Annotated in this window: 25 protein-coding genes and 1 pseudogene; 22 read left to right on the top strand and 4 right to left on the bottom strand. The window is 63.5% G+C overall.

All coding sequences use genetic code 11. The annotated features are described in order from the left end of the window. Positions 1 to 35: 35 nt before the first annotated feature. Positions 36 to 1499: a protein adenylyltransferase SelO gene (gene selO, locus ACS5Q8_RS02195; protein WP_465159791.1), complete on the top strand. Its 1464-nt coding sequence runs from the start codon at positions 36 to 38 to the stop codon at positions 1497 to 1499. A gap of 40 nt (positions 1500 to 1539) precedes the next feature. Here selO and ACS5Q8_RS02190 read toward each other — a convergent pair whose 3' ends face one another. Next, positions 1540 to 1941 carry a helix-turn-helix domain-containing protein gene (locus ACS5Q8_RS02190; RefSeq protein ID WP_443696664.1) on the bottom strand — a complete coding sequence of 134 codons (402 nt, stop codon included), beginning with the start codon at positions 1939 to 1941 and terminating at the stop codon, positions 1540 to 1542. A 7-nt stretch (positions 1942 to 1948) separates the two neighbouring features. Beyond that, positions 1949 to 2235 (bottom strand): annotated as a pseudogene (locus ACS5Q8_RS02185) (type II toxin-antitoxin system HigB family toxin). A gap of 237 nt (positions 2236 to 2472) precedes the next feature. On the opposite strand from ACS5Q8_RS02185, the gene trxC reads away from it, so the two are divergent. Further along, complete coding sequence (gene trxC / locus ACS5Q8_RS02180) at positions 2473 to 2907, top strand: thioredoxin TrxC (protein WP_276195980.1); 435 nt, start codon at positions 2473 to 2475, stop codon at positions 2905 to 2907. Positions 2908 to 2948: 41 nt separating this feature from the next. On the opposite strand, the gene ACS5Q8_RS02175 is transcribed toward trxC, so the two are convergent. After that, complete coding sequence (locus ACS5Q8_RS02175) at positions 2949 to 3719, bottom strand: ParA family protein (RefSeq protein ID WP_247397237.1); 771 nt, start codon at positions 3717 to 3719, stop codon at positions 2949 to 2951. Positions 3720 to 4056: 337 nt separating this feature from the next. On the opposite strand from ACS5Q8_RS02175, the gene ACS5Q8_RS02170 reads away from it, so the two are divergent. The 20 genes from ACS5Q8_RS02170 (at position 4057) to ACS5Q8_RS02075 (ending at position 21530) form a co-directional block, all read left to right on the top strand. Then, the gene (locus ACS5Q8_RS02170; RefSeq protein WP_276195977.1) at positions 4057 to 4776 is read left to right on the top strand and encodes a beta-ketoacyl synthase chain length factor; all 720 of its coding nucleotides are present in this window, start codon (positions 4057 to 4059) and stop codon (positions 4774 to 4776) included. After that, the gene (locus ACS5Q8_RS02165; RefSeq protein WP_276195976.1) at positions 4752 to 5564 is read left to right on the top strand and encodes a lysophospholipid acyltransferase family protein; all 813 of its coding nucleotides are present in this window, start codon (positions 4752 to 4754) and stop codon (positions 5562 to 5564) included. The genes ACS5Q8_RS02170 and ACS5Q8_RS02165 overlap by 25 nt, the downstream gene beginning before the upstream one ends. After that, positions 5542 to 5811: a phosphopantetheine-binding protein gene (locus tag ACS5Q8_RS02160; RefSeq protein ID WP_247397227.1), complete on the top strand. Its 270-nt coding sequence runs from the start codon at positions 5542 to 5544 to the stop codon at positions 5809 to 5811. The genes ACS5Q8_RS02165 and ACS5Q8_RS02160 overlap by 23 nt, the downstream gene beginning before the upstream one ends. Positions 5812 to 5820: 9 nt before the next feature. After that, a complete protein-coding gene (locus ACS5Q8_RS02155) occupies positions 5821 to 6075 on the top strand; it encodes an acyl carrier protein (protein ID WP_276195975.1) in 255 nt (84 codons plus the stop codon). After that, positions 6072 to 6617, top strand: coding sequence for a COG4648 family protein (locus tag ACS5Q8_RS02150; RefSeq protein WP_276195974.1), 546 nt, complete (start codon positions 6072 to 6074; stop codon positions 6615 to 6617). The genes ACS5Q8_RS02155 and ACS5Q8_RS02150 overlap by 4 nt, the downstream gene beginning before the upstream one ends. Next, positions 6614 to 8284, top strand: a complete 1671-nt coding sequence (locus tag ACS5Q8_RS02145; protein WP_276195973.1) for an acyl-CoA synthetase family protein — start codon at positions 6614 to 6616, stop codon at positions 8282 to 8284. The genes ACS5Q8_RS02150 and ACS5Q8_RS02145 overlap by 4 nt, the downstream gene beginning before the upstream one ends. Positions 8285 to 8451: 167 nt before the next feature. Beyond that, positions 8452 to 9186, top strand: coding sequence for a glycosyltransferase family 2 protein (locus ACS5Q8_RS02140; protein ID WP_276195972.1), 735 nt, complete (start codon positions 8452 to 8454; stop codon positions 9184 to 9186). Further along, positions 9183 to 10118, top strand: a complete 936-nt coding sequence (locus ACS5Q8_RS02135) for a lysophospholipid acyltransferase family protein (protein ID WP_465159790.1) — start codon at positions 9183 to 9185, stop codon at positions 10116 to 10118. Before ACS5Q8_RS02140 ends, ACS5Q8_RS02135 begins: the two co-directional genes overlap by 4 nt. After that, complete coding sequence (locus ACS5Q8_RS02130; RefSeq protein ID WP_276195968.1) at positions 10102 to 11643, top strand: HAL/PAL/TAL family ammonia-lyase; 1542 nt, start codon at positions 10102 to 10104, stop codon at positions 11641 to 11643. The genes ACS5Q8_RS02135 and ACS5Q8_RS02130 overlap by 17 nt, the downstream gene beginning before the upstream one ends. Next, positions 11636 to 12064: an acyl-CoA thioesterase gene (locus ACS5Q8_RS02125; RefSeq protein WP_276195966.1), complete on the top strand. Its 429-nt coding sequence runs from the start codon at positions 11636 to 11638 to the stop codon at positions 12062 to 12064. Before ACS5Q8_RS02130 ends, ACS5Q8_RS02125 begins: the two co-directional genes overlap by 8 nt. Further along, positions 12058 to 12744 (top strand): outer membrane lipoprotein carrier protein LolA, encoded by a 687-nt coding sequence (locus ACS5Q8_RS02120; protein ID WP_276195965.1) that lies wholly within the window; start codon positions 12058 to 12060, stop codon positions 12742 to 12744. The genes ACS5Q8_RS02125 and ACS5Q8_RS02120 overlap by 7 nt, the downstream gene beginning before the upstream one ends. Continuing rightward, positions 12734 to 15046, top strand: a complete 2313-nt coding sequence (locus tag ACS5Q8_RS02115; RefSeq protein ID WP_465159789.1) for an MMPL family transporter — start codon at positions 12734 to 12736, stop codon at positions 15044 to 15046. The genes ACS5Q8_RS02120 and ACS5Q8_RS02115 overlap by 11 nt, the downstream gene beginning before the upstream one ends. A gap of 33 nt (positions 15047 to 15079) precedes the next feature. Beyond that, a complete protein-coding gene (locus tag ACS5Q8_RS02110) occupies positions 15080 to 16327 on the top strand; it encodes an NAD(P)/FAD-dependent oxidoreductase (protein ID WP_276195963.1) in 1248 nt (415 codons plus the stop codon). Then, positions 16324 to 17058 (top strand): class I SAM-dependent methyltransferase, encoded by a 735-nt coding sequence (locus ACS5Q8_RS02105; RefSeq protein WP_321850089.1) that lies wholly within the window; start codon positions 16324 to 16326, stop codon positions 17056 to 17058. The genes ACS5Q8_RS02110 and ACS5Q8_RS02105 overlap by 4 nt, the downstream gene beginning before the upstream one ends. Further along, positions 17055 to 17537, top strand: a complete 483-nt coding sequence (locus ACS5Q8_RS02100) for a hypothetical protein (protein WP_276195960.1) — start codon at positions 17055 to 17057, stop codon at positions 17535 to 17537. Before ACS5Q8_RS02105 ends, ACS5Q8_RS02100 begins: the two co-directional genes overlap by 4 nt. Then, on the top strand, positions 17534 to 18700 hold the full coding sequence (locus tag ACS5Q8_RS02095; RefSeq protein ID WP_465159788.1) for a beta-ketoacyl-[acyl-carrier-protein] synthase family protein: 1167 nt from the start codon (positions 17534 to 17536) through the stop codon (positions 18698 to 18700). Before ACS5Q8_RS02100 ends, ACS5Q8_RS02095 begins: the two co-directional genes overlap by 4 nt. Then, a complete protein-coding gene (locus ACS5Q8_RS02090) occupies positions 18697 to 19158 on the top strand; it encodes a hotdog family protein (protein WP_276195957.1) in 462 nt (153 codons plus the stop codon). The genes ACS5Q8_RS02095 and ACS5Q8_RS02090 overlap by 4 nt, the downstream gene beginning before the upstream one ends. Then, positions 19155 to 19883 (top strand): 3-oxoacyl-ACP reductase FabG, encoded by a 729-nt coding sequence (gene fabG, locus ACS5Q8_RS02085; RefSeq protein ID WP_247402202.1) that lies wholly within the window; start codon positions 19155 to 19157, stop codon positions 19881 to 19883. The genes ACS5Q8_RS02090 and fabG overlap by 4 nt, the downstream gene beginning before the upstream one ends. Further along, complete coding sequence (locus ACS5Q8_RS02080) at positions 19883 to 21109, top strand: beta-ketoacyl-ACP synthase (RefSeq protein WP_276195956.1); 1227 nt, start codon at positions 19883 to 19885, stop codon at positions 21107 to 21109. The genes fabG and ACS5Q8_RS02080 overlap by 1 nt, the downstream gene beginning before the upstream one ends. Positions 21110 to 21134: 25 nt before the next feature. After that, entirely contained in the window at positions 21135 to 21530 is a 396-nt protein-coding gene (locus ACS5Q8_RS02075; protein ID WP_465159787.1) for a hypothetical protein, read from the top strand. Between the two features lie 202 nt (positions 21531 to 21732). Here the strand turns inward: ACS5Q8_RS02075 and ACS5Q8_RS02070 are convergent, their stop codons facing one another. Beyond that, a complete protein-coding gene (locus ACS5Q8_RS02070; RefSeq protein WP_276195953.1) occupies positions 21733 to 22647 on the bottom strand; it encodes a LysR family transcriptional regulator in 915 nt (304 codons plus the stop codon). Positions 22648 to 22662: the final 15 nt, after the last annotated feature.

The following is a 22662-nucleotide window of genomic DNA, read 5'->3' as shown; positions in this document are numbered from 1 at the left end:
AGCAGAATGCTCGGACATTCTGCTGGAGATGGCCGGTGAAAGCCCTCGACGAACTGACCTTCGACAACCGCTTCGCACGCCTGGGCGACGCGTTCTCAACCCACGTCCTGCCCGAGCCCCTCGACGAACCGCGCCTGGTCGTGGCGAGCGACGCCGCCATGGCCCTGCTCGACCTCGACCCGGCCGTAGCAGAAACACCCGTATTCGCGGAGCTGTTCGGCGGCCACAAACTGTGGGCCGAAGCCGAACCGCGCGCGATGGTGTATTCCGGGCATCAATTCGGCTCCTACAACCCGCAACTGGGCGATGGCCGTGGCTTGCTGCTCGGCGAGGTATATAACCGCGCCGGCGAACACTGGGACCTGCACCTCAAGGGCGCCGGGCAGACGCCCTACTCGCGCATGGGCGATGGCCGCGCAGTGCTGCGCTCGTCGATTCGGGAGTTCCTGGCGTCAGAAGCGCTGCACGCACTGGGCATCCCCAGCAGCCGTGCGCTGTGCGTGATCGGCTCCAGCACGCCGGTTTGGCGTGAGAAGCAGGAACGCGGGGCGATGGTGTTGCGCCTGGCCCATAGCCATATCCGCTTCGGCCATTTCGAATACTTCTACTACACCAAGAAGCCCGAGCAGCAGGCGGAACTGGCGGAACATGTATTGAAGCTGCACTTCCCCGAGAGCCAGGAACAGCCCGAACCGTACCTGGCGATGTTCCGCGAAGTCGTCGAACGCAACGCCGCACTGATCGCCAAATGGCAGGCCTATGGCTTCTGCCACGGGGTGATGAACACCGACAACATGTCGATCCTCGGCATCACCTTCGACTTCGGGCCGTTTGCGTTTCTCGACGACTTTGACGCGCACTTCGTCTGCAACCACTCCGATCATGAAGGGCGCTACTCCTTCAGCAATCAGGTGCCGATCGGGCAGTGGAACCTCAGTGCGCTGGCACAGGCGCTCACACCGTTTATCAGCGTCGACGCCTTGAAGGAAACCCTCGGCCTGTACCTGCCGCTGTACCAGGCGCACTACCTGGACCTGATGCGCCGCCGGCTGGGGCTGACCACCGCCGAAGACGATGACCCGCAACTGGTGGAGCGCTTGCTGCAGTTGATGCAGAACAGCAGCGTTGACTACACGCTGTTCTTCCGGCGCCTGGGCGATGAGCCGGCGGCGCTCGCGCTGGCGCGGTTGCGTGACGACTTTGTCGACAGGCTCGGGTTCGATGCCTGGGCCGACACGTACAAGGCCCGCGTGGCGCGCGATGGCGAGTACCGCGAAGAACAGCGCCGTGCGCGGATGCATGCGGTGAACCCGCTGTACATCCTGCGCAATTACCTCGCACAGAACGCCATCACCGCCGCCGAGTCGGGGGATTACAGCGAAGTGCGACGGCTGCACGAGGTGTTGAGCAAGCCGTTTGAGGAACAGCCGGGGATGGAGCATTACGCGCAGCGGCCGCCGGATTGGGGCAAGCATTTGGAGATTAGTTGTTCTTCGTAAGGAGACATCGACAGCCGATCGCCCATCGTCCTGGGCATGATCAGATGAACATGTCCACCGGCACCTTGAAGAACTCCGCCAGCCAACGAATCTGCCGCACGTTGAGCTGGCGCTTTCCACTGAGGATTTCTGAGACAACCGATTGAGCACCAACACCTGGCAAATCACTCTGCGTCAAACCGTGCTCCTGCATCATCGATCGCAATACGTCGACGCCGCTCACCTCTGGTACTGGCCAATGCTCCAAGTCATACGCCTCGACCCAGTCACCGATGATATCGACCACCCCCATCAACGGGTGGGCTTCGTCTTCCCCGACGATATCCAACAATTCGTCGAGCGCTTCCACCAGGACGTCATAGTCAGCCTCCGTTTTAGGCTTACGCAACAGCGGCGATATGAATTGCCAGTGCTCGGCTACTTGCTCGATCAGTACACTCATTTTCCAGTTACTCCTTCCATTTACCCTTGTCGTATTCCCGGTGGTCCAGAACATGCCGGATATAAAGGCGTTGCATGCGGTAGCGCACAGCCGCAACGAGTCTTAGCTTGTTGCCGCCAATATTGAAGACGTGTAATACCCCACCTTATCCACTGTGGGGAAAACCGATCTCAACGCCGCAAAGTCTTCAGGACTGAGGACTTTTATTTTCCGATACCACTCATCCAACGCACTGGCTGAATGGGGCCATTTTTCCTTGGCATTTCGGATTTGCTTCGCACTAATCACTCGCATGCAACATCCCTATCGCATCTTGCTATGAAGGTTAAACCCGACCGCCAATTATCGCAATTTGCTATAACTGCGAACGGACCAATGGTGCTATGTCGAACAAGCCCTCAAAGCCTAGATAGCCATGCACAAATCCACCCAGGCGAATCTGTGAGCATATGCGTCGTCGCCCTCGATCTTGATAAAACCTATGCCCGACTCCAAATAGGATCTATTGGCCAGTCTCAAAGGAGCGCCACCATGTCCAACCCTCTCGTCATTCCCTGCCCGCACTGCAACGGTCTCAACCGCATCCCCGGCGAACGCCTGGCTGACGCGCCGAAGTGCGGGCGCTGCAAGCAACCGGTGTTGTTGAACCAGCCTTTTGAGCTGAAACAGGGCGACTACGCCAGTCAGATCAAGGGCGACCTGCCGTTGCTGGTGGATGTGTGGGCCGAGTGGTGTGGGCCGTGCAAATCGTTCGCGCCGGTGTTTGAGCAGGCGGCTCGGCAGTTAGAGGGTAAATGTCGGTTGGCCAAGCTCGACAGCGAGGCCAATCAGCAGTTGTCAGCGCAGTTGGGGATTCGCTCGATTCCCAGTTTGATTCTGTTCAAGAACGGCCGCGAAGTGGCGCGCCAGAGTGGGGCGTTTCCGTTACCGCAGTTGATGAGCTGGCTGCGTAGCCAAGGGGTTTAACCCGACCTTGAGCACAACGCAGGCCAGTGTGGTGCTTTAGGTCAGGCGTTTTCCAGCAGGTTATGCAACTCCACAAACTGCTGCGTCAGCTTGTGCCGTGGGTCCAGGTGGATCAGTGGTTTGTTCTGCTGGTGCGACTCACGCATGCGTACCGAACTCGCCAGGTACACCGGCAGCACCGGTAAGCCTTCGGCAATCAACTCGTCGAGCATCTGCTGCGGCAGGCTCGCCCGCGCCTGGAACTGGTTGACCACGATGCCTTCCACTTCCAGGCCTTCGTTGTGGTCTTCCTTCAATTCTTCGATTTCCGCCAGCACGCCATACAGAGCCTGGCGCGAGAAGCTGTCGCAATCGAAGGGGATCAATACACGATCAGCGGCAATCAGCGCAGACACCGCATAAAAATTCAACGCCGGCGGGGTATCCAGGTAAATCCGGTCGTAGTCTTCGCTCAGCTCATCCAGCAGCTTTCGCAACTTATTGATCTTGTGCTTGGCCTCGAGCTTGGGCTGCAAGTCCGCCAGCTCGGCGGTGGCGGTGATCACGTGCAGGTTGTCGAACGGCGTTTCGTAGATATCCACCCGGTTTTTCTTGGCGAACGGCCCGGAAGACAGGGTTTGCTTGAAGAACTCGGCAATACCCATCGGGATATCGTCGCCAGTCAGCCCAGTGAGGTACTGAGTGGAGTTGGCTTGTGCATCAAGGTCCACCAACAGGGTTCGATAGCCTTCACTGGCGCTGACCGCCGCCAGGTTACAGGCGATGCTGGACTTGCCAACCCCGCCTTTTTGATTGAACACCACGCGCCGCATGGAAAAACCTCCGGGTACCAATGAATGCCCGAGTGTAGAGGGCAAAAGCGCCTGTTAGCTACCTCGTTCATCCATGCACTGCTGCATTGATGCCCGGATGCAGGACTCAACGTACAAATGAAAAGGAACAGTCCGACAATCCAACTCGGCTCTCAGCCGAGGACAATCTGTAAATCTTCCCCTGCAAATTGTAATCAGCCGTGAACAATTGTTTACCAAAGTTTGCTAGAACCCCGCAGCACCGGGATAATGCACGCCATTCGGCTGTTGCTCCCTGTCCCGGTATTCGGGGCCAGTGGCCGCACATGGAAGCCCGCAGGGGCGGGATAACTTCTCAGTGATCAATTTCAATATCGCCCAATGGCGCGCCTGGGCCCCGGGCCTCGAAAGTGCGGACGACTGGCGCGCCTGGTGCAAGGCCCCCGTGTTGCTGCCCGCCAGCGAAGCCTCCCCCGACGTCTCGTTTTTACCGGCCATGCAGCGCCGCCGCCTGAGCCGCCTGGCGCGCATGGCATTCAGCGTAGGCTGGCCGATGGCCGAGGGTTTGCAAGACCTGCCGCTGGTGTTCATTTCCCGCCACGGCGAAACCCCGCGCACCCTCGACATCCTTAGCGACCTGGCCAACGACCAGCCACTGTCACCGACCCAGTTCAGCCTGTCGGTGCATAACGCGGTGATTGGCTTGTGGTCGATCCTGCGCAATGAAACCAGCGAAATGACCGCCCTTGCCGCCGCCGGCGATGGCCTGGAACACGGCATGCTCGAAGCGGCCGCGCTGCTCCACGAAGGCGCACCGGCGGTACTGCTGGTGATCACCGAGGAGCAGCCCCCCGAGGCCTACGCCAGTTGGATCATGGATGTACCCTTCCCTTACGCCCTCGGCCTGCTGCTGACACCAGGCGACGAGTGGCAACTGGGACTCACCAGCAGCACTGTCCAACCCACTCACACCCAGTGGCCCCACGCCCTGAACCTGCTGCGTGCCCTGTTGACCGAACAGGGCGCCTGCCAACATGCCTGGAAGAACCGCGTATGGAACTGGCAACGCAAACCGTGAACGATAAGCCACGGGACGCCTACTATTGGCGCCTGCTCGCCACCGCCGCCAGCTTCACGCTGTTTGGCGTCGGCGGCCTGTGCCTGCGTTTGTTGGTATTTCCGTTGCTCAGTTGCCTGCCGGGGACTGCCAAGCAGCACCAACGGCGTGCGCGCCACACCATCAGTCGCCTGTTCTGGTTGTTCATTCGGATGATGCAGCGCTTGGGCATTCTGACTTTCAGTGTCGACGGCGCCGACAAACTCGGGCGCCCCGGCCAGATGATCGTCGCCAACCACCCGTCACTGATCGACGTGGTGTTCCTGATCGGCCTGATGCGCCAGACCAACTGCGTGGTCAAGCAGAGCCTGTTTCAAAACCCGTTCACTCGTGGACCGGTGCGCGATGCCGGCTACATCAGCAACGACGGCAGCGCGGACATGCTCGACGCCGCCGCCGATGCCCTGCGCGAAGGTCAGACCCTGATCATCTTTCCAGAAGGCACCCGCACCACACCCGGCGCGGCGCCTGCCTTTCATCGCGGCGCCGCCGCGATTGCGTTGCGCGGTGCGACAATCATCACCCCCGTGGTGATCAAGGTCAGCCCGACCACCCTGACCAAGGCCGAACCCTGGTATCGCATTCCTAAACGCCGCTTTCACTTCAGTTTACGGGTGGGTGCCGATATAGAACCACAGGCGTTCGCCGCACTCGGGCCCGCGCCCCAGGCTTCACGCAAGCTCAACGATTACCTGCATCACTATTTCATTAAGGAGCTCGCCGAAGATGAGCAACCCAAACAGCCTTGAGCACGACATAAAGACGCTGATCATCGAGGCCCTGGGCCTGGAAGACATCAGCGTCGACGACATCAAAAGCGAAGATCCCCTGTTCGGCGAAGGCCTGGGCCTGGACTCAGTCGATGCCCTGGAACTGGGCCTGGCGATCCAGAAAAAGTACGGCATCAAGATAGATGCCGACGCCAAGGACACCCGCAATCACTTCACCAACGTGGCCAGCCTTGCGGCGTTCGTCACGGCCAGAAAGGCAGCTTGAGACCGTACCATGCAAACTCGTGACGATATTTTCAACACCCTGCGCGCTGCCTTGGTGGAACTGTTTGAACTGGAACCTGAACGCATCACCCTCGACGCCAACCTGTACCAGGACCTGGAAATCGACAGCATCGACGCGGTGGACCTGATCGACCATATCAAGCGCCAGACCGGCAAGAAGATCGCGGCCGAAGAGTTCAAGACCGTGCGCACCGTGAATGACGTGGTTGAGGCGGTGTACCGTCTGGTCGCGCCTGCCGCATGAGCCGGCTGATCGGCCTTGGCCTGTTGCTGGCGGGGCTGCTGTACCCCTTTGCGGTGTATTACGGCACCGAACACTTTGCACCTTGGCAATTCGGCCTGCTGCTCGGCGGCCTGTGGTTGCTGCGCGCGCTCACGGGTGCACGGCGCCCCGGCAGCCGCTGGATGGCAGCGGCGATCATCGTGTTTTGCCTGGCCCTGGCCTGGTTTGACAACCCGCACCTGCTGCGCTGGTACCCGAGCCTGGTCAGTGCGTTCATGTTGACGCTGTTCGGCCTGAGCCTGAAATACGGCCCGCCGATGGTCGAGCGCCTGGCACGCATGACCGAGCCGCAATTGCCGCCGAAAGCCATTGTGTATACGCGCCAGGTCACCGTGGTGTGGAGCGTGTTTTTTCTGTGTAATGGCCTGCTCGCCGCCGCCCTCACCCTGTGGGCGCCACTGAGCTGGTGGACGTTGTACAACGGCCTGATCGCCTACGGGCTGATGGGGCTGTTGTTTGCCGTGGAATGGCTGGTACGACAAAGGGTTCGAGGCCGCGTATGAATGGGTTGAAACTTGAGCACTTGCTGCTTGAGCCGTTGGAACAGCGCTGGGTCACCACCGAGCCTGCGATGAATCACGCCCAACTGTGGGAGCAATCTCTGCGCCTGGCGGCAGGCCTGCACGCACGCGGCATTCAGCGCGTGGCCGTGCATCTGGAAGACGCCGGCCTGCTGGCGATCGCCCTGCTGGGTGCCTGGCGCGCCGGCGTCGGCGTGCTGCTGCCCGCCGATCTGCAACCGCAGACCCGCCAACGCTGGGCCGATGCCGTCGACGCCTGGCTGACCGAAGCGGCCGATCTGGACGTGCTGTATCAAGCGCCGTTGAGCCCTGCCGCCCTCGATCTGGATGCCTGCCAGTTAAGCCTGTGTACCTCCGGTTCCAGCGGCGAGCCCAAGCGCATCGACAAGACCCTGCGCCAACTGGCCAACGAGGTGCAGGCGCTGGAAGCGCTGTGGGGCGCAGATCTTAAAGACGCGTGCATCATCGGCAGCGTCGCCACCCAGCACATCTACGGTTTGTTGTTCCGCGTGCTATGGCCGTTATGCGCCGGCCGCACCTTCGTGCGCCGCCAACTGGCCTTCCCGGAGGATTTGCAGCGCGCCAGCCGCGAGCACGCGCAGTTCGCCTGGGTCGCCAGCCCGGCGCTGCTCAAGCGGATGGGCGACAACCTCGACTGGCCGGCCCTGAGCCAAGTGTCGCGGGTGTTCTCCTCCGGCGGCGCGTTGCCCATCGACGCGGCCGCCAGCCTGTACGAGCGCTTGCAGCAATGGCCGACGGAAATCCTCGGCAGCTCGGAAACCGGCGGCATTGCCTGGCGCCAAGGCGCGCAACCGTGGCAAGCGTTCGCCGACGTAAAACTGAGCCAGGACGCCGACGGCGCCCTGTGCATCGCCTCACCGTACCTGCCCGTCGGGCATATCGAACAGACCGCCGACGCCGCCCGCCTGCATGCCGACGGCCGCTTCGAACTGCTGGGCCGCCTGGATCGCATCGTCAAACTGGAAGAAAAACGTATCTCCCTGCCCATGCTCGAACAGGCCCTGATGGCGCACCCCTGGGTCGCCGACACTCGCCTGGGCGTGGTCCAGGAAAACCGCGCCAGCCTCGGGGCCCTCGTGGTGCTGAGCGCCGACGGCCTGCATGCCCTGCGCAACCAGGGCCGGCGTACCGTCACCCAAACCCTGCGCCAACACCTCAGCCAACACTGCGAAGCCCTGGCCCTGCCGCGTCGCTGGCGTCTACTGCGGCACTTGCCCCTGAACAGCCAAGGCAAGCTGCCCCAGGCCGACATTGAAGCACTGCTGCTCGCGCCCCGGCCAAAAGCACCCGACGTGCTGGAGCAAGTCGAAGCCGACGGCGAATGGACCCTGCAACTGAGCATCCCGCCGGACCTGGCCTACTTCAGCGGCCACTTCCCGGTGACGCCAGTGCTGCCGGGCGTGGTGCAGGTGGAGTGGGCGTTCAACCTCGGCCAGCAACTGCTCGACCTGCCGGCGACCTTTGCCGGCATGGAAGTGCTCAAGTTCCAGCAACTGGTGCGCCCCGGCGACCAGATCGAACTGCACCTGCGCTTCGACCCGGAACGCAGCAAGCTGTATTTCGCCTACCGTAACGGCGTCGCGGCCTGCTCCAGTGGCCGGATTCAACTGGAGGCGACAGATGATTGAGCTCTTGTGGCGAGGGAGCTTGCTCCCGCTGGGCTGCGAAGCGGCCCCAATACAGGCGACCGAAATCATCCAGGTTAATTGCGCAGCCTGGGTTGGGAGCGCTTCGCACTCCAGCGGGAGCAAGCGCCCTCGCCACAAGGTGAGCGGTAACCTTAAGAAGGTGCATCATGCATAACCCCTGCGCCCTGATCCCGGTCTACAACCATGAAGCCGCCGTACCGGCCGTGGTCCACAGCCTGCTCGACAGCGGCCTGCCGTGCCTGCTGGTGGACGATGGCAGCAGCCCGGCGTGCGCGGCGGTGCTGGCGCAATTGGCGAGCCTCGACAACGTCAGCCTGCTCACCCTGCCGAGCAACCAAGGCAAGGGCAGCGCCGTGATGGCGGGTTTCCGCGAAGCAGCGCGCCTGGGCTTTACCCATGCCCTGCAAGTGGACGCCGACGGCCAACACGACCTGCGCGAAGTCGAGAACTTTATCGACACCTCACGCCGGCACCCCACGGCGGTGATCTGCGGCTATCCCGAATACGACGACAGCGTGCCCAAGGGCCGCCTGTACGCGCGTTACCTGACCCACGTGTGGGTGTGGATCAATACGCTGTCGCTGCAGATTCGCGATTCGATGTGCGGCTTTCGCGTGTACCCGCTGGCACCGACCCTGGCCCTGATGAACTCGGCCTACATCGGCACCCACATGGATTTCGACTCGGACATCCTGGTGCGCCTGGCCTGGCGCAACCAGCCGATGCGCTGGCTGCCGACCAAGGTGCATTACCCCGCCGACGGCCTGTCGCACTTCCGCCTGTTCCGCGACAACGTGCGCATCTCGGCCATGCACACCCGGCTGTTCTTCGGCATGTTGGTGCGCGCACCGATGATTCTGTGGCGACGGTGGCAGGCATGAGCGACAGCGGCAAACACTGGGCCGACCGCGAAGAGCGCGGCAGTTTCTGGCTGATGAAACTCACCGCTGTCGCCGCCAAGCTGCTCGGGCGCCGACTGTTGAGCCCGCTGTTGTACGGCATCGTGCTGTACTTCTTCCTGTTCGGCCGCACCGCGCGCCAGAGCGCCTGGCAATACCAGCAGCGCCTGGCGCAATGGAGCGGCCGCGATGAGCTGCGCCCGACCCAGCGCAAAGTCTTCGGCCAGTTCATGGCGTTTGCCGATGCACTGCTGGACAAGCTCGACGTGTGGAACGGCAAGCTGCGCATCGAGCAGATCGAAATCAACGACCCGGCGCAATTGCGCGGCCAATTGCGTGGCGAACGCGGGCAGATGCTAGTGGGCGCACACCTGGGCAACCTCGAAGTGTGCCGCGCGCTCGCGGAGATTGGCGAAAAAGTCACCATGAACGTGCTGGTCCACACCAAGCACGCCGAACGCTTCAACCGCCTGCTGGGCGAAGCCGGCGCGACCCATTTGCGCCTGATCCAGGTCAGCGAGCTGGACCCGGCCACCATGCTGCTGCTCAGCCAACGCCTGGACGACGGCGAATGGCTGGCGATTGCCGGTGACCGCGTGCCGCTGCACGGCGGGCGCACGGTGCGCGTGGACTTCCTCGGCCACGATGCCGCCTTCCCCCAAGGCCCGTGGCTGCTGGCCGGGCTGCTGAAATGCCCGGTGAATCTGCTGATGTGCCTCAAGCACCAGGGCCGCTATCGCCTGACCATCGAACCGTTTACCCAACTGATCGAATGGAAACGCAGCACCCGCGAGCAGGTCATAGCCCTGTGGACCGCGCGTTACGCCGCACGCCTGGGCCAGTTCTGCCTGGAAGCGCCCCAACAATGGTTCAACTTTTACCCTTTCTGGAAGAACGATGACGACGCATCTTGAGCCGGTAACGTTTGGCGAACGCGCTTTGCGCATTGAAGACGTATTGGCCCTGGCCAACCGTCAGGTGCCCACGCACTTGCAGGACGATGCCGCCTATCGCCAGCGCATCGCCAAGGGCGCGCAGTTCCTCGACTCGCTGCTGGACAAGGAAGGCGTGATCTACGGCGTGACCACCGGCTATGGCGACTCGTGCGTGGTGGCCGTGCCGTTGCAGCACGTCGAAGCCCTGCCGCGTCACCTGTACACCTTCCACGGTTGCGGCCTGGGCAAGTTGCTCGACGCCCAAGCCACCCGCGCCGTGCTCGCGGCGCGTTTGCAGTCGCTGTGCCACGGCGTGTCCGGGGTGCGCGTGGAACTGCTCGAGCGCCTGCACGCGTTCCTCGAACACGACGTGCTGCCGCTGATCCCGGAAGAAGGCTCGGTGGGCGCCAGCGGCGACCTGACGCCGCTGTCCTACGTGGCCGCGACGCTGTCCGGCGAACGCGACGTGCTGTTCCGTGGCGAACGCCGCCAGGCCATCGACGTGCACCGCGAACTGGGCTGGGAACCGCTGGTACTGCGCCCCAAGGAAGCCCTCGCGCTGATGAACGGCACCGCCGTGATGACCGGCCTCGCCTGCCTGGCCTTCGCCCGCGCCGACTACCTGCTGCAACTGGCCACGCGCATCACCGCGCTGAACGTGGTGGCGCTGCAAGGCAACCCGGAACACTTCGACGAGCGCCTGTTCGCCGCCAAACCGCACCCGGGGCAGATGCAAGTCGCCGCGTGGTTGCGCAAGGATCTGGCGATTGATGCGCCGACCGCGCCGCTGCACCGTTTGCAGGATCGCTACTCGTTGCGCTGCGCGCCCCACGTCCTCGGCGTGCTGGCCGACAGCCTGAACTGGCTGCGCTCGTTCATCGAGATCGAACTCAACAGCGCCAACGACAACCCGATCATCGACGCTGAAGAAGAGCGCGTGCTGCACGGCGGGCACTTCTATGGCGGGCACATCGCCTTCGCCATGGACAGCCTCAAGACCCTGGTGGCCAACGTCGCCGACCTGCTCGACCGCCAGCTCGCGCTGCTGGTCGACGTGCGTTACAACCACGGCCTGCCGAGCAACCTGTCGGGAGCCCCGGCCGATCGCGCGATGATCAACCACGGCTTCAAAGCCGTGCAGATCGGCACCAGCGCCTGGACCGCCGAAGCGCTGAAAAACACCATGCCGGCCAGTGTGTTCTCGCGCTCCACCGAGTGCCACAACCAGGACAAAGTGAGCATGGGCACCATCGCCGCCCGCGACGCAATCCGCGTGCTGGAACTGACCGAGCAAGTCGCCGCCGCCACCCTGCTCGCCGCCAACCAAGGCGTGTGGCTGCGCGCCCAGGCCGCCGAAGCGCGCCCGCTGCCGCCGGCGTTGGCGGCGATGCACAGCGAGCTGGCCAAAGACTTCCCGCCGGTGATCGAAGACCGCGCCCTCGAAGGCGAACTGCGCCTGTGCCTGCAACGCATCGCCGAACAACACTGGAGGCTGCATGCGTAGTCAGGGCGTGCTGCATTGCGACACTGAAATCCTCGTGCCGTTTTTCGACATCGACACCATGAACGTGGTCTGGCACGGGCACTACGTGAAGTACCTGGAAATCGCCCGCTGCGCCCTGCTCGACACGATCGGCCACAACTACACGGCGATGCTCGAATCGGGCTACGCCTGGCCGGTGATCGACCTGCAACTGCGCTATGTGCGCGGCGCTACCTTCGGCCAGACGATCAACGTGCGCGCCAGCCTGGTGGAATGGGAGAACCGTTTGAAGGTCAACTACCTGATCACCGACCGCGCCAGCGGCGAACGCCTGACCCGCGCCAGCACGGTGCAAGTGGCGGTAGACATCGCCAGCCGCGAGATGCAACTGGCGTCCCCCACAGTCTTCACCCACGCCGTCGAAAGGGCCTTGAAATGCTGACCCCTGTAGGAGCGAGCTTGCTCGCGAAGATCGTCAACGATAACGCTGGTCACCTGACACCCCGTGGTGCCCTCAGGTTTTTCGCGAGCAAGCTCGCTCCTACAGTGTTCGCGTTGTTTGGTTTTTCGGCGGCGGCCCATGCCTTCGACCTACAGCAACTCAGCGACCAGTTGGCCAAACCCAGCGTGATCCACGGCAGCTTCATCCAGGAAAAACACCTGCGCGCCCTGCCGCAACCCTTGGTCAGCAAAGGCACCTTCGTCCTGGCCAAGGACCACGGCCTGCTGTGGCTGCTCAAAACCCCGCTGCAACAGGATTACCGCATCAGCGCCCAAGGCATTGCGCGGCGGGATGCCAATGGCTGGCAAACGCTGCCGAACAAGAGCGCCGGGGCCGAGCAGAACCGCCTGTTCCTCGCCGTGCTGCAGGGCGACAGCAGCGGCTTGCAGCGTGACTTCGACCTGCAACTACAGGGTGAAGCCGAGCAGTGGAAGCTGACGCTGACCCCGCGCTCGCTGCTGCTCAAGCAAGTGTTCAATCAGATCAATATCGACGGCGGCACGCTGGTACACACCATCGAACTGCTGGAAACCCAGGGCGACAGCACCGTGCTGCGCATGCAGGACAGCAGCGCCGACCTTCCCCTGAGCGCTGCGGAGCAACACGACTTTGCCCAGTGAGCGTTTATTGCCGCGCCTGTTCCTGATCCTGCTGGTGGCCGTGCTGGCGCTGGCCGGCTGGCAATGGCGCCATGGCGCGCCGTTGTCGGCCAACCTGATGGAACTGGTGCCGGGTAGCACGCCGGACGCCCTCGAACTGCAAGCCGAACAGCGCATGCAGGAACCGCTGAACCGCGAAATGCTGGTCCTGGTGGGGCACGCCGACCGCCAGCAAGCGGTCAACGTAGCCGAGCAATTGGGTGAGCGCTGGCAAGCCAGCGGCCTGTTTGAAAAAGTCCAATGGAACCTGCAAGCCGACCTGCCGGCGCTGCGTGCGCAGTTGTTGCGCGGTCGCCTGTCGATGCTCGCGGCCAAGGACCGCGAGCAACTGATCGACCACCCCGACGCGTTCATCCAGCAGCGCGTGCAAGTGCTGTTCGACCCGTTCACCGGGTTCAGCCTGGTGCCGAGCCAGGACGACTGGCTGGGCCTGACCGGGCGCATTCAGAACAGCCAGCCGCAGCGCGGCGCGGTGCAATTGGATATCGGCAGCGGCACGTTGATCGCCGATGCCGACGGCAAGAGCTGGGTGATGCTGCGCGCGCGCACCACCGGCAATGCCTTCGATATGAAACTGCCGCTGCAAGTCGCCGATTTGCTCCAGGCCAGCCGCGCCCAGGCCGCCGAGCACGGCGCGCAACTGCTCGCGGCCAGCGGTTTGCTCTACGCCGCCGCAGGGCAACAGCAAGCCTCCCGCGAAATCACCTGGGTCGGCGGCGGCGCGACCGTCGGCATTCTGCTGCTGTTGCTCCTGGCGTTCCGGCGCTGGCGCGTGCTGCTGGCCTTCGTGCCGGTGCTGGTGGGCATGCTGTTCGGCGCGGTGGCCTGTGTGGCGCTGTTCGGGCATATGCATGTGATGACGCTGGTGCTCGGCTCCAGCCTGATCGGCGTGGCGGTGGATTACCCGCTGCACTACTTGTCGAAAAGCTGGAGCCTGCAGCCGTGGCGCAGTTGGCCGGCGTTGCGCCTGACCCTGCCGGGCCTGAGCCTGAGCCTGGCGACCAGTTGCATCGGCTACCTGGCGCTGGCCTGGACGCCGTTCCCGGCGCTGACCCAGATCGCCGTGTTCTCCGCCGCAGGCCTAGCCGGTGCATACCTGTGCGCCGTGTGCCTGCTGCCGGCGCTGCTCAACGGTGTCGAACTGCGCCCGGCGCAATGGCCGCTGCGCATCGCCGAAGGCCTGTGGCTGATGCGTAGCGGGTTGATCAAACGGGTGCCGAGCGCAGTGCTGCTGGTGTGGGTGCTGCTGTTTTGTGCCGGCGGCTTGTGGCAATTGAACAGTAAAAACGATCTGCGCCAGTGGATCGGCGCCCCGCCGCAATTGCTGCAGGAAGCCCAGGCCGTGGCGCGGATCACCGGGTTCCAACCCACCAGCCAGTTCTTCCTGGTGCGCGCCGACAATCAGCAGCAGATGCTGGAACGCCAGGCCGCCCTGGGCCAGCGCCTGGAGCAGTTGGTGAATATGGACAAGCTCCAGGGTTATCTGGCGCTCAATCAACTGGTCAACCTGCCCGCCGAGCAACAACAGTTGCGCGAGGCCCTGAATAAACTGCCAGAGCACTGGCAGCCGCTGCTCGACCTCGGCGTGCCCGTCGGCGCACTGCAAGCCGAAGTCGCGCAACTGCAAGCGCTGCCCACCGAAGACATCGACGCCGCACTGCTCGGGCCGCTGGGCGAACCCTGGCGCACGCTGTGGCTGGGCCCGGTCGACGGCGGCGTAGCAGCCATGGTCAGCCTGCAAGGCTTGAACAACCCAGCGCTGCTGCAGGTGCAGGCCGTGGACTTGCCGGGAGTGCAACTGGTGGATCGCCTGGGGGATTTGAACCGGGTGTTCGCCGCCACGCAGATCAGCGCGGCTGAATTGAAACTGATGTCCTGCGGGCTGATCGTGCTGTTGCTGATCGTGCCCTTCGGGTTTGGCGGCGCACTGCGCATTGTCGCCCTGCCGTTGCTGGCCGCGCTGTGCAGCCTGGCCAGCTTCGGTTGGCTGGGCCAGCCGCTGACGCTGTTCAGCCTGTTCGGCCTGCTGCTGGTCACCGCCATCAGTGTCGACTACGCGATCCTGATGCGTGAGCAGATCGGCGGCCCGGCGGTGAGCCTTTTGGGAACACTGCTGGCGGCGCTGACGACGTGGTTGTCGTTTGGCCTGCTGGCGGTGTCGAGTACGCCTGCGGTGAGTAATTTCGGCCTGTCGGTCAGCCTGGGCCTGGCCTTCAGCTTTATGCTAGCGCCCTGGGCCGGCCGACAGAAGCATGCCTCATGAATGTGATTATCGCCAAACTGGCAAGGAGCCCTCGTGCCCATAGTTGAAATGGAACGTCGCCAGGTGGTGGTGATCGGTGCCGGCCCGTCCGGTGCCATCGCCGCCGCGCTGTTAAAGCGTAAAGGGCATGATGTGCTGATTATCGAGCGCCAGCATTTCCCGCGCTTTTCGATTGGTGAAAGCCTGCTGTCGCACTGCATCGACTTTATCGAAGAAGCCGGCATGCTCGACGCCGTGCAGGCGGCGGGTTTCCAAGTAAAAACCGGTGCCGCGTTCGCCTGGGGCGAGCGCTACAGCGCGTTTGATTTCGCTGACACGTTCAGCCACGGCAAGCCGACCACCTTCCAGGTGCAGCGCGGCGAGTTCGACAAGTTGCTGGCCGATCAAGCAGCGTTGCAAGGCGTCGACATCCGTTACGGCGAAACCATCGTCGGCGTGGATTTCAGCGGTGAAACCCACTACCTGCATGTGCGCCGGGAGAACGGCAGCGAGTATCACGTCAAAGCCAAATTCGTGCTTGATGCCAGCGGCTATGGCCGCGTACTGCCGCGCCTGCTGGACCTCGAAGCGCCGTCGGACTTCCCGGTGCGCCAGGCGGTGTTCACCCATGTCGAGGACCGCATCGAACACCCAGGCTTCGACCGCACCAAGATCCTCGTGACAACCCACCCGACCCAACGCGACATCTGGTTCTGGACCATTCCGTTCAGCAACGGCCGTTGCTCGGTAGGTGTGGTGGCGGCCAAGGAGCATTTTGCCGGCCGTGACGCCGATCTCGACGCCTGCCTGCGCGGGTTCATCGACGAAACCCCGAGCCTGTCCGGCGTGCTGCAGAACGCCGTGTGGGACACCCCCGCGCGCACCATCGGCGGCTACTCGGCCAACGTCAAAACCTTGCACGGCCCGGGCTTTGCGCTGCTGGGCAACGCGGCAGAATTCCTCGACCCGGTGTTCTCCTCGGGCGTGACCATCGCCATGCGTTCGGCGAGCATGGCGGCCGGCGTGCTGCATCGTCAGCTCAACGGCGAAGCCGTGGACTGGCAGCGCGAGTTTGCCGAACCACTGAAGCGCGGCGTCGACACCTTCCGCTGCTACGTTGAAGGCTGGTACGCCGGGACGTTCCAGGATGTTATTTTTCACGCCGGCAGCTCGCCGGAGATTCGCCGGATGATCAGCTCGATCCTCGCCGGCTACGCCTGGGATGAGCGCAACCCGTTTGTCAGCGAGCCCAAACGGCGGTTACGGATGTTGTCGGAAATTTGTGCAGGGGATGCCGTGTGAGCAGTCAGTACTTAAGCAAGAATTACGTCGAAGAAACCAAGTTCGGCTTCTGGTTCCTGCGCAGCCACACCTGGCAGCACCACGTGTTGCGCGTGGCGATCAACGACCTGCGCCGCCTGTTCAGCGAGCCGCTGCCGGTGGCGCCGGTATTGCTGGACGCCGGCTGCGGCCAGGGCAAATCCTTCAAGCTGCTACAGCAAGTGTTCGAGCCGTCGCGCCTGATCGGGCTGGATGCCGACCCGCACAGCCTTGAGCTGAGCAAGGCGGAGGCCGCGCGCCAAGGGCTGAACGTCGAGCTGATCGGCAGCGACTGCGCCACCCTCAACGTCGCGGACGCCAGTGTCGATATCCTGTTTTGCCACCAGACCTTCCATCATCTGGTTGAGCAGCATCGCGCACTGAAAGAGTTCTATCGGGTGCTCAAGCCCGGCGGCTATTTGCTGTTTGCCGAGTCCACCGAGGCCTATATCGACACCTGGGTGATTCGCTGGCTGTTCCGCCACCCCATGCAGGTGCAGAAAAGCGCCGAAGAGTACCTGCAGATGCTGCACGAACAGGGCTTTGAGTTCGGCGCGCAGAACGTCTCGTACCCCTACTTGTGGTGGAGCCGGGCCAGTGATTTCGGCCTGCTGGAACGCTGGGGCCTGCGCAAGGCACCGCCGGTGGGCCAGCGCGAGGAAACCCTGGTCAACTGCGTGGCACGCAAGCCCTTGGCGAGCGCGGCACCATGATGCGTTTGCTGCTGATCGGCTGCCTGTTGCTGCTGAGCGCCTGCGCCAGCCAACCGTCATTGCCGGAAAGAGCCCCGGCACTCGCCTTGCCAATGCAACTGCACGTGCAGCGCCTGGCGGACGGCCAGAGCCAGGACTGGTTGCTGGTGATCCAGCGCGAAGGCCGTGCGATTCGCTGGTCGATGATGGACCCGCTGGGCATCCCCCTGGCCCGGCAAAAACTGATCGACGGCCAGTGGCAGGCCGACGGGTTGCTGCCGCCCAATCCCCAGGCGCGCGAGCTGTTCGCCGCGTTGCTGTTTGCACTGAGCTCGGCGGATGACCTCCGCGCGCTTTACCCGAACGCCCAAGCGATGGACCTGACGCGCACCCTGCCGGGCCATTGGCAAATCGTGTATCAGTCATCCGAGGTGTTTCGCGTGAACATGAGCGGGCAGCCCCTGAGCTATCGCATCACCCCGCTGGGAATGGCGCGATGACCGCCTACCTCAATGCCCTCGGCGTGATCTGCGCCCTCGGGCGCGGCCAGGCCGACGTCAGCCGCAGCCTGTTTGCCGGCGACTGCTCCGGCATGCGCGCCGAAAGCGGCTGGGTGCCCGAGCGGGTGCTGCCGGTTGCCGGTGTGCCGGGCGAACTGGCGACCATCCCGCCCGAGCTGGGCCAGCAGAGCAGCCGCAATAACCAGTTGTTGCTGGAAGCCGCGTTACAGATCGAGGACGAGATCCGCCAGGCGATCCAACGCTACGGCGCGGCGCGGGTCGGCATTATGCTCGGCACCAGCACCTCGGGCATCGACGAAGCCAGTCGCGGCATTGCCCATTACCTGCGCGATCACCAGTTCCCCGGCGACTATGACTACCAACAACAGGAACTCAGCGCCCCGGCGAACTTCCTCGCCGACTGGCTGCAACTGAGCGGCCCGGCCTATGTGATTTCCACCGCCTGCACCTCCAGCGCCCGCGCCTTGATGAGCGCCCGGCGCCTGCTGGACCTGGGGGTGTGCGATGCGGTGATCTGCGGCGGCGTCGACAGCCTGTGCAAGCTGACCCTCAACGGCTTTAGCGCGCTGGAGGCGGTATCGAGCGAGCGCTGCAACCCGTTTTCGGTGAACCGCAACGGCATCAACATCGGCGAAGCGGCGGTGCTGTTCCTGATGACTCGGGAACCCGCCCCCATCGCGCTGCTGGGCAGTGGCGCAAGTTGCGATGCGCACCATATCTCCGCGCCGGAGCCTGGCGGTAAAGGCGCCTTGCAGGCGATGCGCAAGGCCCTGGCCAGCGCTCGCTTAACGCCGGAGCAGATCGGCTACCTGAACCTGCACGGCACCGCCACCCAACACAACGACGCCATGGAAAGCCTGGCCGTCGCCAGCCTGTTCCCCGACGGCGTGGCCTGTTCATCGACCAAACCGATGAGCGGCCACACCCTGGGCGCGGCCGGCGCGCTGGAAGCGGCGTTCTGCTGGCTGAGCCTGGCCCACGGCCGGCTGCCCCCCCACGTATGGGACGGCCAGGGCGACCCGGCGCTGCCCGCCTTGCAGTGGGCACGCAACGGCGCCGCCCTGGAAAAACGCTGCCTGATGAGCAACTCGTTTGCGTTCGGTGGCAACAACGTCAGCCTGATTATCGGAGAGGCCCCATGATCGATTGGCCACTCGCCACACTGCTGCCCCATGCGGGCGACATGATCCTGCTCGACCAGGTGCTGTCGTTCGATGAAGAGCAGATTCACACCCGCCTCAGCGTCAAGCCCGGTGGCTTGTTCAATCGCCCGGACGGCAGCCTGCCGGCCTGGGTCGGTATCGAGCTGATGGCGCAAAGCGTCGCGGCCTACGCCGGTTGCCGCGCGCGCCAGAACGGCCAGGCGGTGGAGCTGGGCTTCCTGTTGGGCACACGTAAGTTCGAGTGCAACGTCGAGCACTTCCCAGCCGGTGCCGAGTTGACCATCCACGGCCTGCGTTCCCTGGAAGACGACAACGGCATGGGTGTGTTCGAATGCCACCTGACCGGCGAGGGTATCCACGCCAGTGCCCGCCTGAACGTATTTAGACCGCCCCAGGCGGCCACCTATTTAGATGAATCGAAGGACGAAACGCCATGACTGAATCCGTACTGGTCACCGGCTCCAGCCGTGGCATCGGCCGCGCCATTGCCCTGCGCCTGGCCCAGGCCGGGCACGACATCGTGCTGCATTGCCGCAGCGGTCGAGCAGAAGCCGACGCGGTGCAGGTCGAGATCGAGGCCCTGGGCCGCAAGGCGCGGGTGCTGCAATTCGACGTTTCCGAGCGTGCCGACTGCAAGGCAATCCTCGAAGCCGACGTGGAGCAACATGGCGCGTATTATGGCGTGGTGCTCAACGCAGGCCTGACCCGCGACGGCGCGTTTCCGGCCTTGTCGGAAGACGACTGGGACGTGGTGATGCGCACCAACCTCGACGGTTTCTACAACGTGCTGCACCCGGTGATGATGCCGATGATCCGTCGGCGCGCAGCCGGGCGTATCGTGTGTATCACCTCGGTGTCCGGGCTGATCGGCAATCGCGGCCAGGTCAACTACAGCGCCTCCAAGGCCGGCCTGATCGGCGCGGCCAAGGCTCTGGCCATCGAGTTGGGCAAGCGCAAGATCACCGTCAACTGCGTCGCCCCGGGCTTGATCGACACCGCGATGCTCGATGAAAACGTGCCGGTGGAAGAGCTGATGAAGATGATCCCGGCGCAGCGCATGGGCACGCCGGAAGAAGTCGCCGGCGCGGTGAATTTCCTGATGTCGGCCGAAGCAGGCTATATCACCCGCCAGGTCTTGGCCGTGAACGGAGGTCTGTGCTGATGAAGCGCGTGGTAGTAACCGGCATGGCCGGCATGACCTCCCTGGGCAGCGACTGGGACACCATCGCCGCCAACTTTCGCGCCAACCGCAGCGGCATCCGGCGCATGGACGAGTGGGACCGTTTTAGCGAATTGAACACGCGTCTGGCCGGGCCGATCGATGACTTTGTCGTGCCCGCGCACTGGACGCGCAAACAACTGCGCAGCATGGGCCGCGTATCGCGCCTGGCGGTGTGGGCGGCGGAACAGGCGTTAAAAGACGCCGGCTTACTCGGCGACGAGTCGATCAAGGACGGGCGCATGGGCGTGGCCTGCGGCTCGTCCACCGGCAGCACCGACGAGATCAAGGCCTTCGGCAACATGCTGCTCAACTCGGTGGCCGAGGGGCTGAACGCCAACTCCTATGTGCGCATGATGCCCCACACCACGGCGGCGAATATCAGCATCTTCTTCGGCCTCACCGGGCGCTTGATCCCCACGTCCAGCGCCTGCACCAGCGGCAGCCAGGGCATCGGCTATGCCTACGAGGCGATCAAGTTCGGCCGCCTGCCGCTGATGCTCGCCGGCGGCGCCGAAGAGCTGTGCCCCACCGAAGCCATGGTGTTCGACGCACTCTACGCCACCAGCCTGAAGAACGATGCACCACAGACCAGCCCGCGCCCCTACGACAGCGGCCGCGACGGCTTGGTGATCGGCGAAGGCGGCGGCATGCTGGTGCTCGAAGAACTGGAACACGCCCTGGCCCGTGGCGCGCATATCCACGCCGAAATTGTCGGTTTCGGCAGCAACGCCGACGGCCAGCACACCACCCGCCCGGAACAGAAAACCATGCGCCGCGCCATGGAGCTGGCCCTGGAAGACGCGGGGCTTGAGCCCTCGGCCATCGGCTATGTGAACGGCCATGGCACCGCCACCGACCAGGGCGACATCGCCGAGACGCTGGCCACCCACAGCCTGTTCGGCAGCCGCATGCCCATCAGTTCGCAGAAGAGCTTCCTTGGCCACACCCTGGGCGCGTGCGGGGCGCTGGAGTCGTGGTTCAGCATCGAGATGATGAACCGCGACCAGTACGTCCACACCTTCAACCTGGATTCAGTCGACCCGAAGTGCGGCGAGCTGGATTACCTGCAAGGTGAGTTTCGCGAGATGCACCACGACTACGTGATGAACAACAATTTTGCCTTTGGCGGCGTCAACACCTCGTTGATCTTCCGCCGCTGGCCCTGACTTTTAACCGACTGGAGAAAACGGAATGTCTTCCTTGCTACGCGCCACCCTGATCACCCTGGCCCTGCTGACCAGCGCCGGTTGCACCAGCAAACCGGTGCTCAACACCCAGCACGACTTGCCAGCGAGTGCCCAGATCAGCGAAGAAAAAGTCAAACAGGTGATCGTCGCCGCCCTGCAAAAACGCGAATGGACCGTGCTACGCCAGAGCCCCCAACTGGTGCAGGCCGAGATCACTGTGCGCAACCAGTACTACGCCGCCATCGACATCCGCTACACCCGCAACAGCTACGCCATCACCTACCGCGACAGCCGCGACCTGGGCTACAAGGACGGCAAGATCCATCGCAACTACAACCGTTGGGTGAGCATGCTGGATCGGGACATCATGGCGGGGTTGCGTTCGGCTGGAATGCAGTAGACCCGGAAACGACAAAGGGCGCCTTTCGGCGCCCTCTTCACAAACAGGTTGGCTTGTCATCGCCGCTTCCTGCCTGGCTCTGCGATTGCTGGTTGCCCAGGATCCTCAGAGTCTCACAAGCCCCTTTCGGGAACTCGGGCAGTATGCCTGAAAACCTCCCCTCAGCAATTGCTGGCAAACCGCCGCTCATCTGCCGCTAAACTCACCGCAACCCAAGCGCGCTGCGAACCGCCGCCTTACGCCTCAACAACTCCACAAACGCCTTCGCCATCGGCGTTTGCACGTCCTTGCGCTGCACCAGCCACACCGCCGTCACCGCCTCCTGATCGAGCAAGGTGCGATAGACCACGCCATCGATGCGGATGCGCTGGTAAGACGCCGGCAGCACCGACACGCCCAACCCCGCCGCCACCAACCCGATGATGGTCATCGCCTCCCTGGCTTCCTGGGCAAAGTGCGGGCTGAAGCCGGCGTCGCGGGCGAGGTTGAGCAGTTGCGCGTAGAGGCCGCTGCCGTAGCTGCGCGGGAAAAACACGAACGGTTCGTCTGCCAATTGCGCCAGGTGCAAACCGCACTCGCTGCCTTGCACCAAGGGATGACCGGCGTTGAGCACCGCCACCAAGGGTTCGCGCATCAACTCCACCACACTCAGCGAATCCGGCAACGGCAGCGGGCGCATCAAGCCGACCTGGATCGACTCATCCACCAGCGACTCGGCGACCACAGCGCTGCTCATTTCCTGCAAATTCAGGTGGACCGCCGGGAACGCCTGACGAAACGCAAAGATCGCCTGGGGGATGCTCGAATTGAACGGCGCCGACGACGTGAAGCCGATCTTCAGTTCACCCAGCTCACCCAACTGCGCCCGGCGTGCCACATCTGCGGCCTTATCGACTTGCGCCAGCACCAGTCGCGCCTCGTGCAGGAACAACCGCCCGGCTTCGCTCAGCTCGACCCGACGGTTGGTGCGTTCGAACAAGCGCGCGCCCACCTCGTGCTCCAGCGCCTGGATCTGCTGGCTCAGAGGCGGTTGCGAGATGCCGAGGACCTGCGCCGCCCGGCCAAAATGCAGTTCTTCGGCGACGGCAATGAAGTACCGTAGATGACGTAATTCCATAGCAATACCATTAGG

Source organism: Pseudomonas sp. PAMC25584 (genome assembly GCF_058135675.1).
The sequence above is the reverse complement of the archived record's forward strand: the minus strand, read 5'-3'. Positions and strand labels throughout refer to the sequence as shown.

Coding starts and splice junctions, on each gene's coding strand:
- ACS5Q8_RS02140 (WP_276195972.1), top strand. CDS start 8,452: ATGCATAACCCCTGCGCCCTGATCCCGGTCTACAACCATGAAGCCGCC.
- fabG (WP_247402202.1), top strand. CDS start 19,155: ATGACTGAATCCGTACTGGTCACCGGCTCCAGCCGTGGCATCGGCCGC.
- ACS5Q8_RS02100 (WP_276195960.1), top strand. CDS start 17,055: ATGATGCGTTTGCTGCTGATCGGCTGCCTGTTGCTGCTGAGCGCCTGC.
- ACS5Q8_RS02120 (WP_276195965.1), top strand. CDS start 12,058: ATGCTGACCCCTGTAGGAGCGAGCTTGCTCGCGAAGATCGTCAACGAT.
- ACS5Q8_RS02130 (WP_276195968.1), top strand. CDS start 10,102: ATGACGACGCATCTTGAGCCGGTAACGTTTGGCGAACGCGCTTTGCGC.
- ACS5Q8_RS02165 (WP_276195976.1), top strand. CDS start 4,752: ATGGAACTGGCAACGCAAACCGTGAACGATAAGCCACGGGACGCCTAC.
- trxC (WP_276195980.1), top strand. CDS start 2,473: ATGTCCAACCCTCTCGTCATTCCCTGCCCGCACTGCAACGGTCTCAAC.
- ACS5Q8_RS02175 (WP_247397237.1), bottom strand. CDS start 3,719: ATGCGGCGCGTGGTGTTCAATCAAAAAGGCGGGGTTGGCAAGTCCAGC.
- ACS5Q8_RS02095 (WP_465159788.1), top strand. CDS start 17,534: ATGACCGCCTACCTCAATGCCCTCGGCGTGATCTGCGCCCTCGGGCGC.
- ACS5Q8_RS02160 (WP_247397227.1), top strand. CDS start 5,542: ATGAGCAACCCAAACAGCCTTGAGCACGACATAAAGACGCTGATCATC.
- ACS5Q8_RS02145 (WP_276195973.1), top strand. CDS start 6,614: ATGAATGGGTTGAAACTTGAGCACTTGCTGCTTGAGCCGTTGGAACAG.
- ACS5Q8_RS02135 (WP_465159790.1), top strand. CDS start 9,183: ATGAGCGACAGCGGCAAACACTGGGCCGACCGCGAAGAGCGCGGCAGT.
- ACS5Q8_RS02150 (WP_276195974.1), top strand. CDS start 6,072: ATGAGCCGGCTGATCGGCCTTGGCCTGTTGCTGGCGGGGCTGCTGTAC.
- ACS5Q8_RS02125 (WP_276195966.1), top strand. CDS start 11,636: ATGCGTAGTCAGGGCGTGCTGCATTGCGACACTGAAATCCTCGTGCCG.
- ACS5Q8_RS02155 (WP_276195975.1), top strand. CDS start 5,821: ATGCAAACTCGTGACGATATTTTCAACACCCTGCGCGCTGCCTTGGTG.
- ACS5Q8_RS02080 (WP_276195956.1), top strand. CDS start 19,883: ATGAAGCGCGTGGTAGTAACCGGCATGGCCGGCATGACCTCCCTGGGC.
- ACS5Q8_RS02075 (WP_465159787.1), top strand. CDS start 21,135: ATGTCTTCCTTGCTACGCGCCACCCTGATCACCCTGGCCCTGCTGACC.
- ACS5Q8_RS02190 (WP_443696664.1), bottom strand. CDS start 1,941: ATGAGTGTACTGATCGAGCAAGTAGCCGAGCACTGGCAATTCATATCG.
- ACS5Q8_RS02090 (WP_276195957.1), top strand. CDS start 18,697: ATGATCGATTGGCCACTCGCCACACTGCTGCCCCATGCGGGCGACATG.
- ACS5Q8_RS02070 (WP_276195953.1), bottom strand. CDS start 22,647: ATGGAATTACGTCATCTACGGTACTTCATTGCCGTCGCCGAAGAACTG.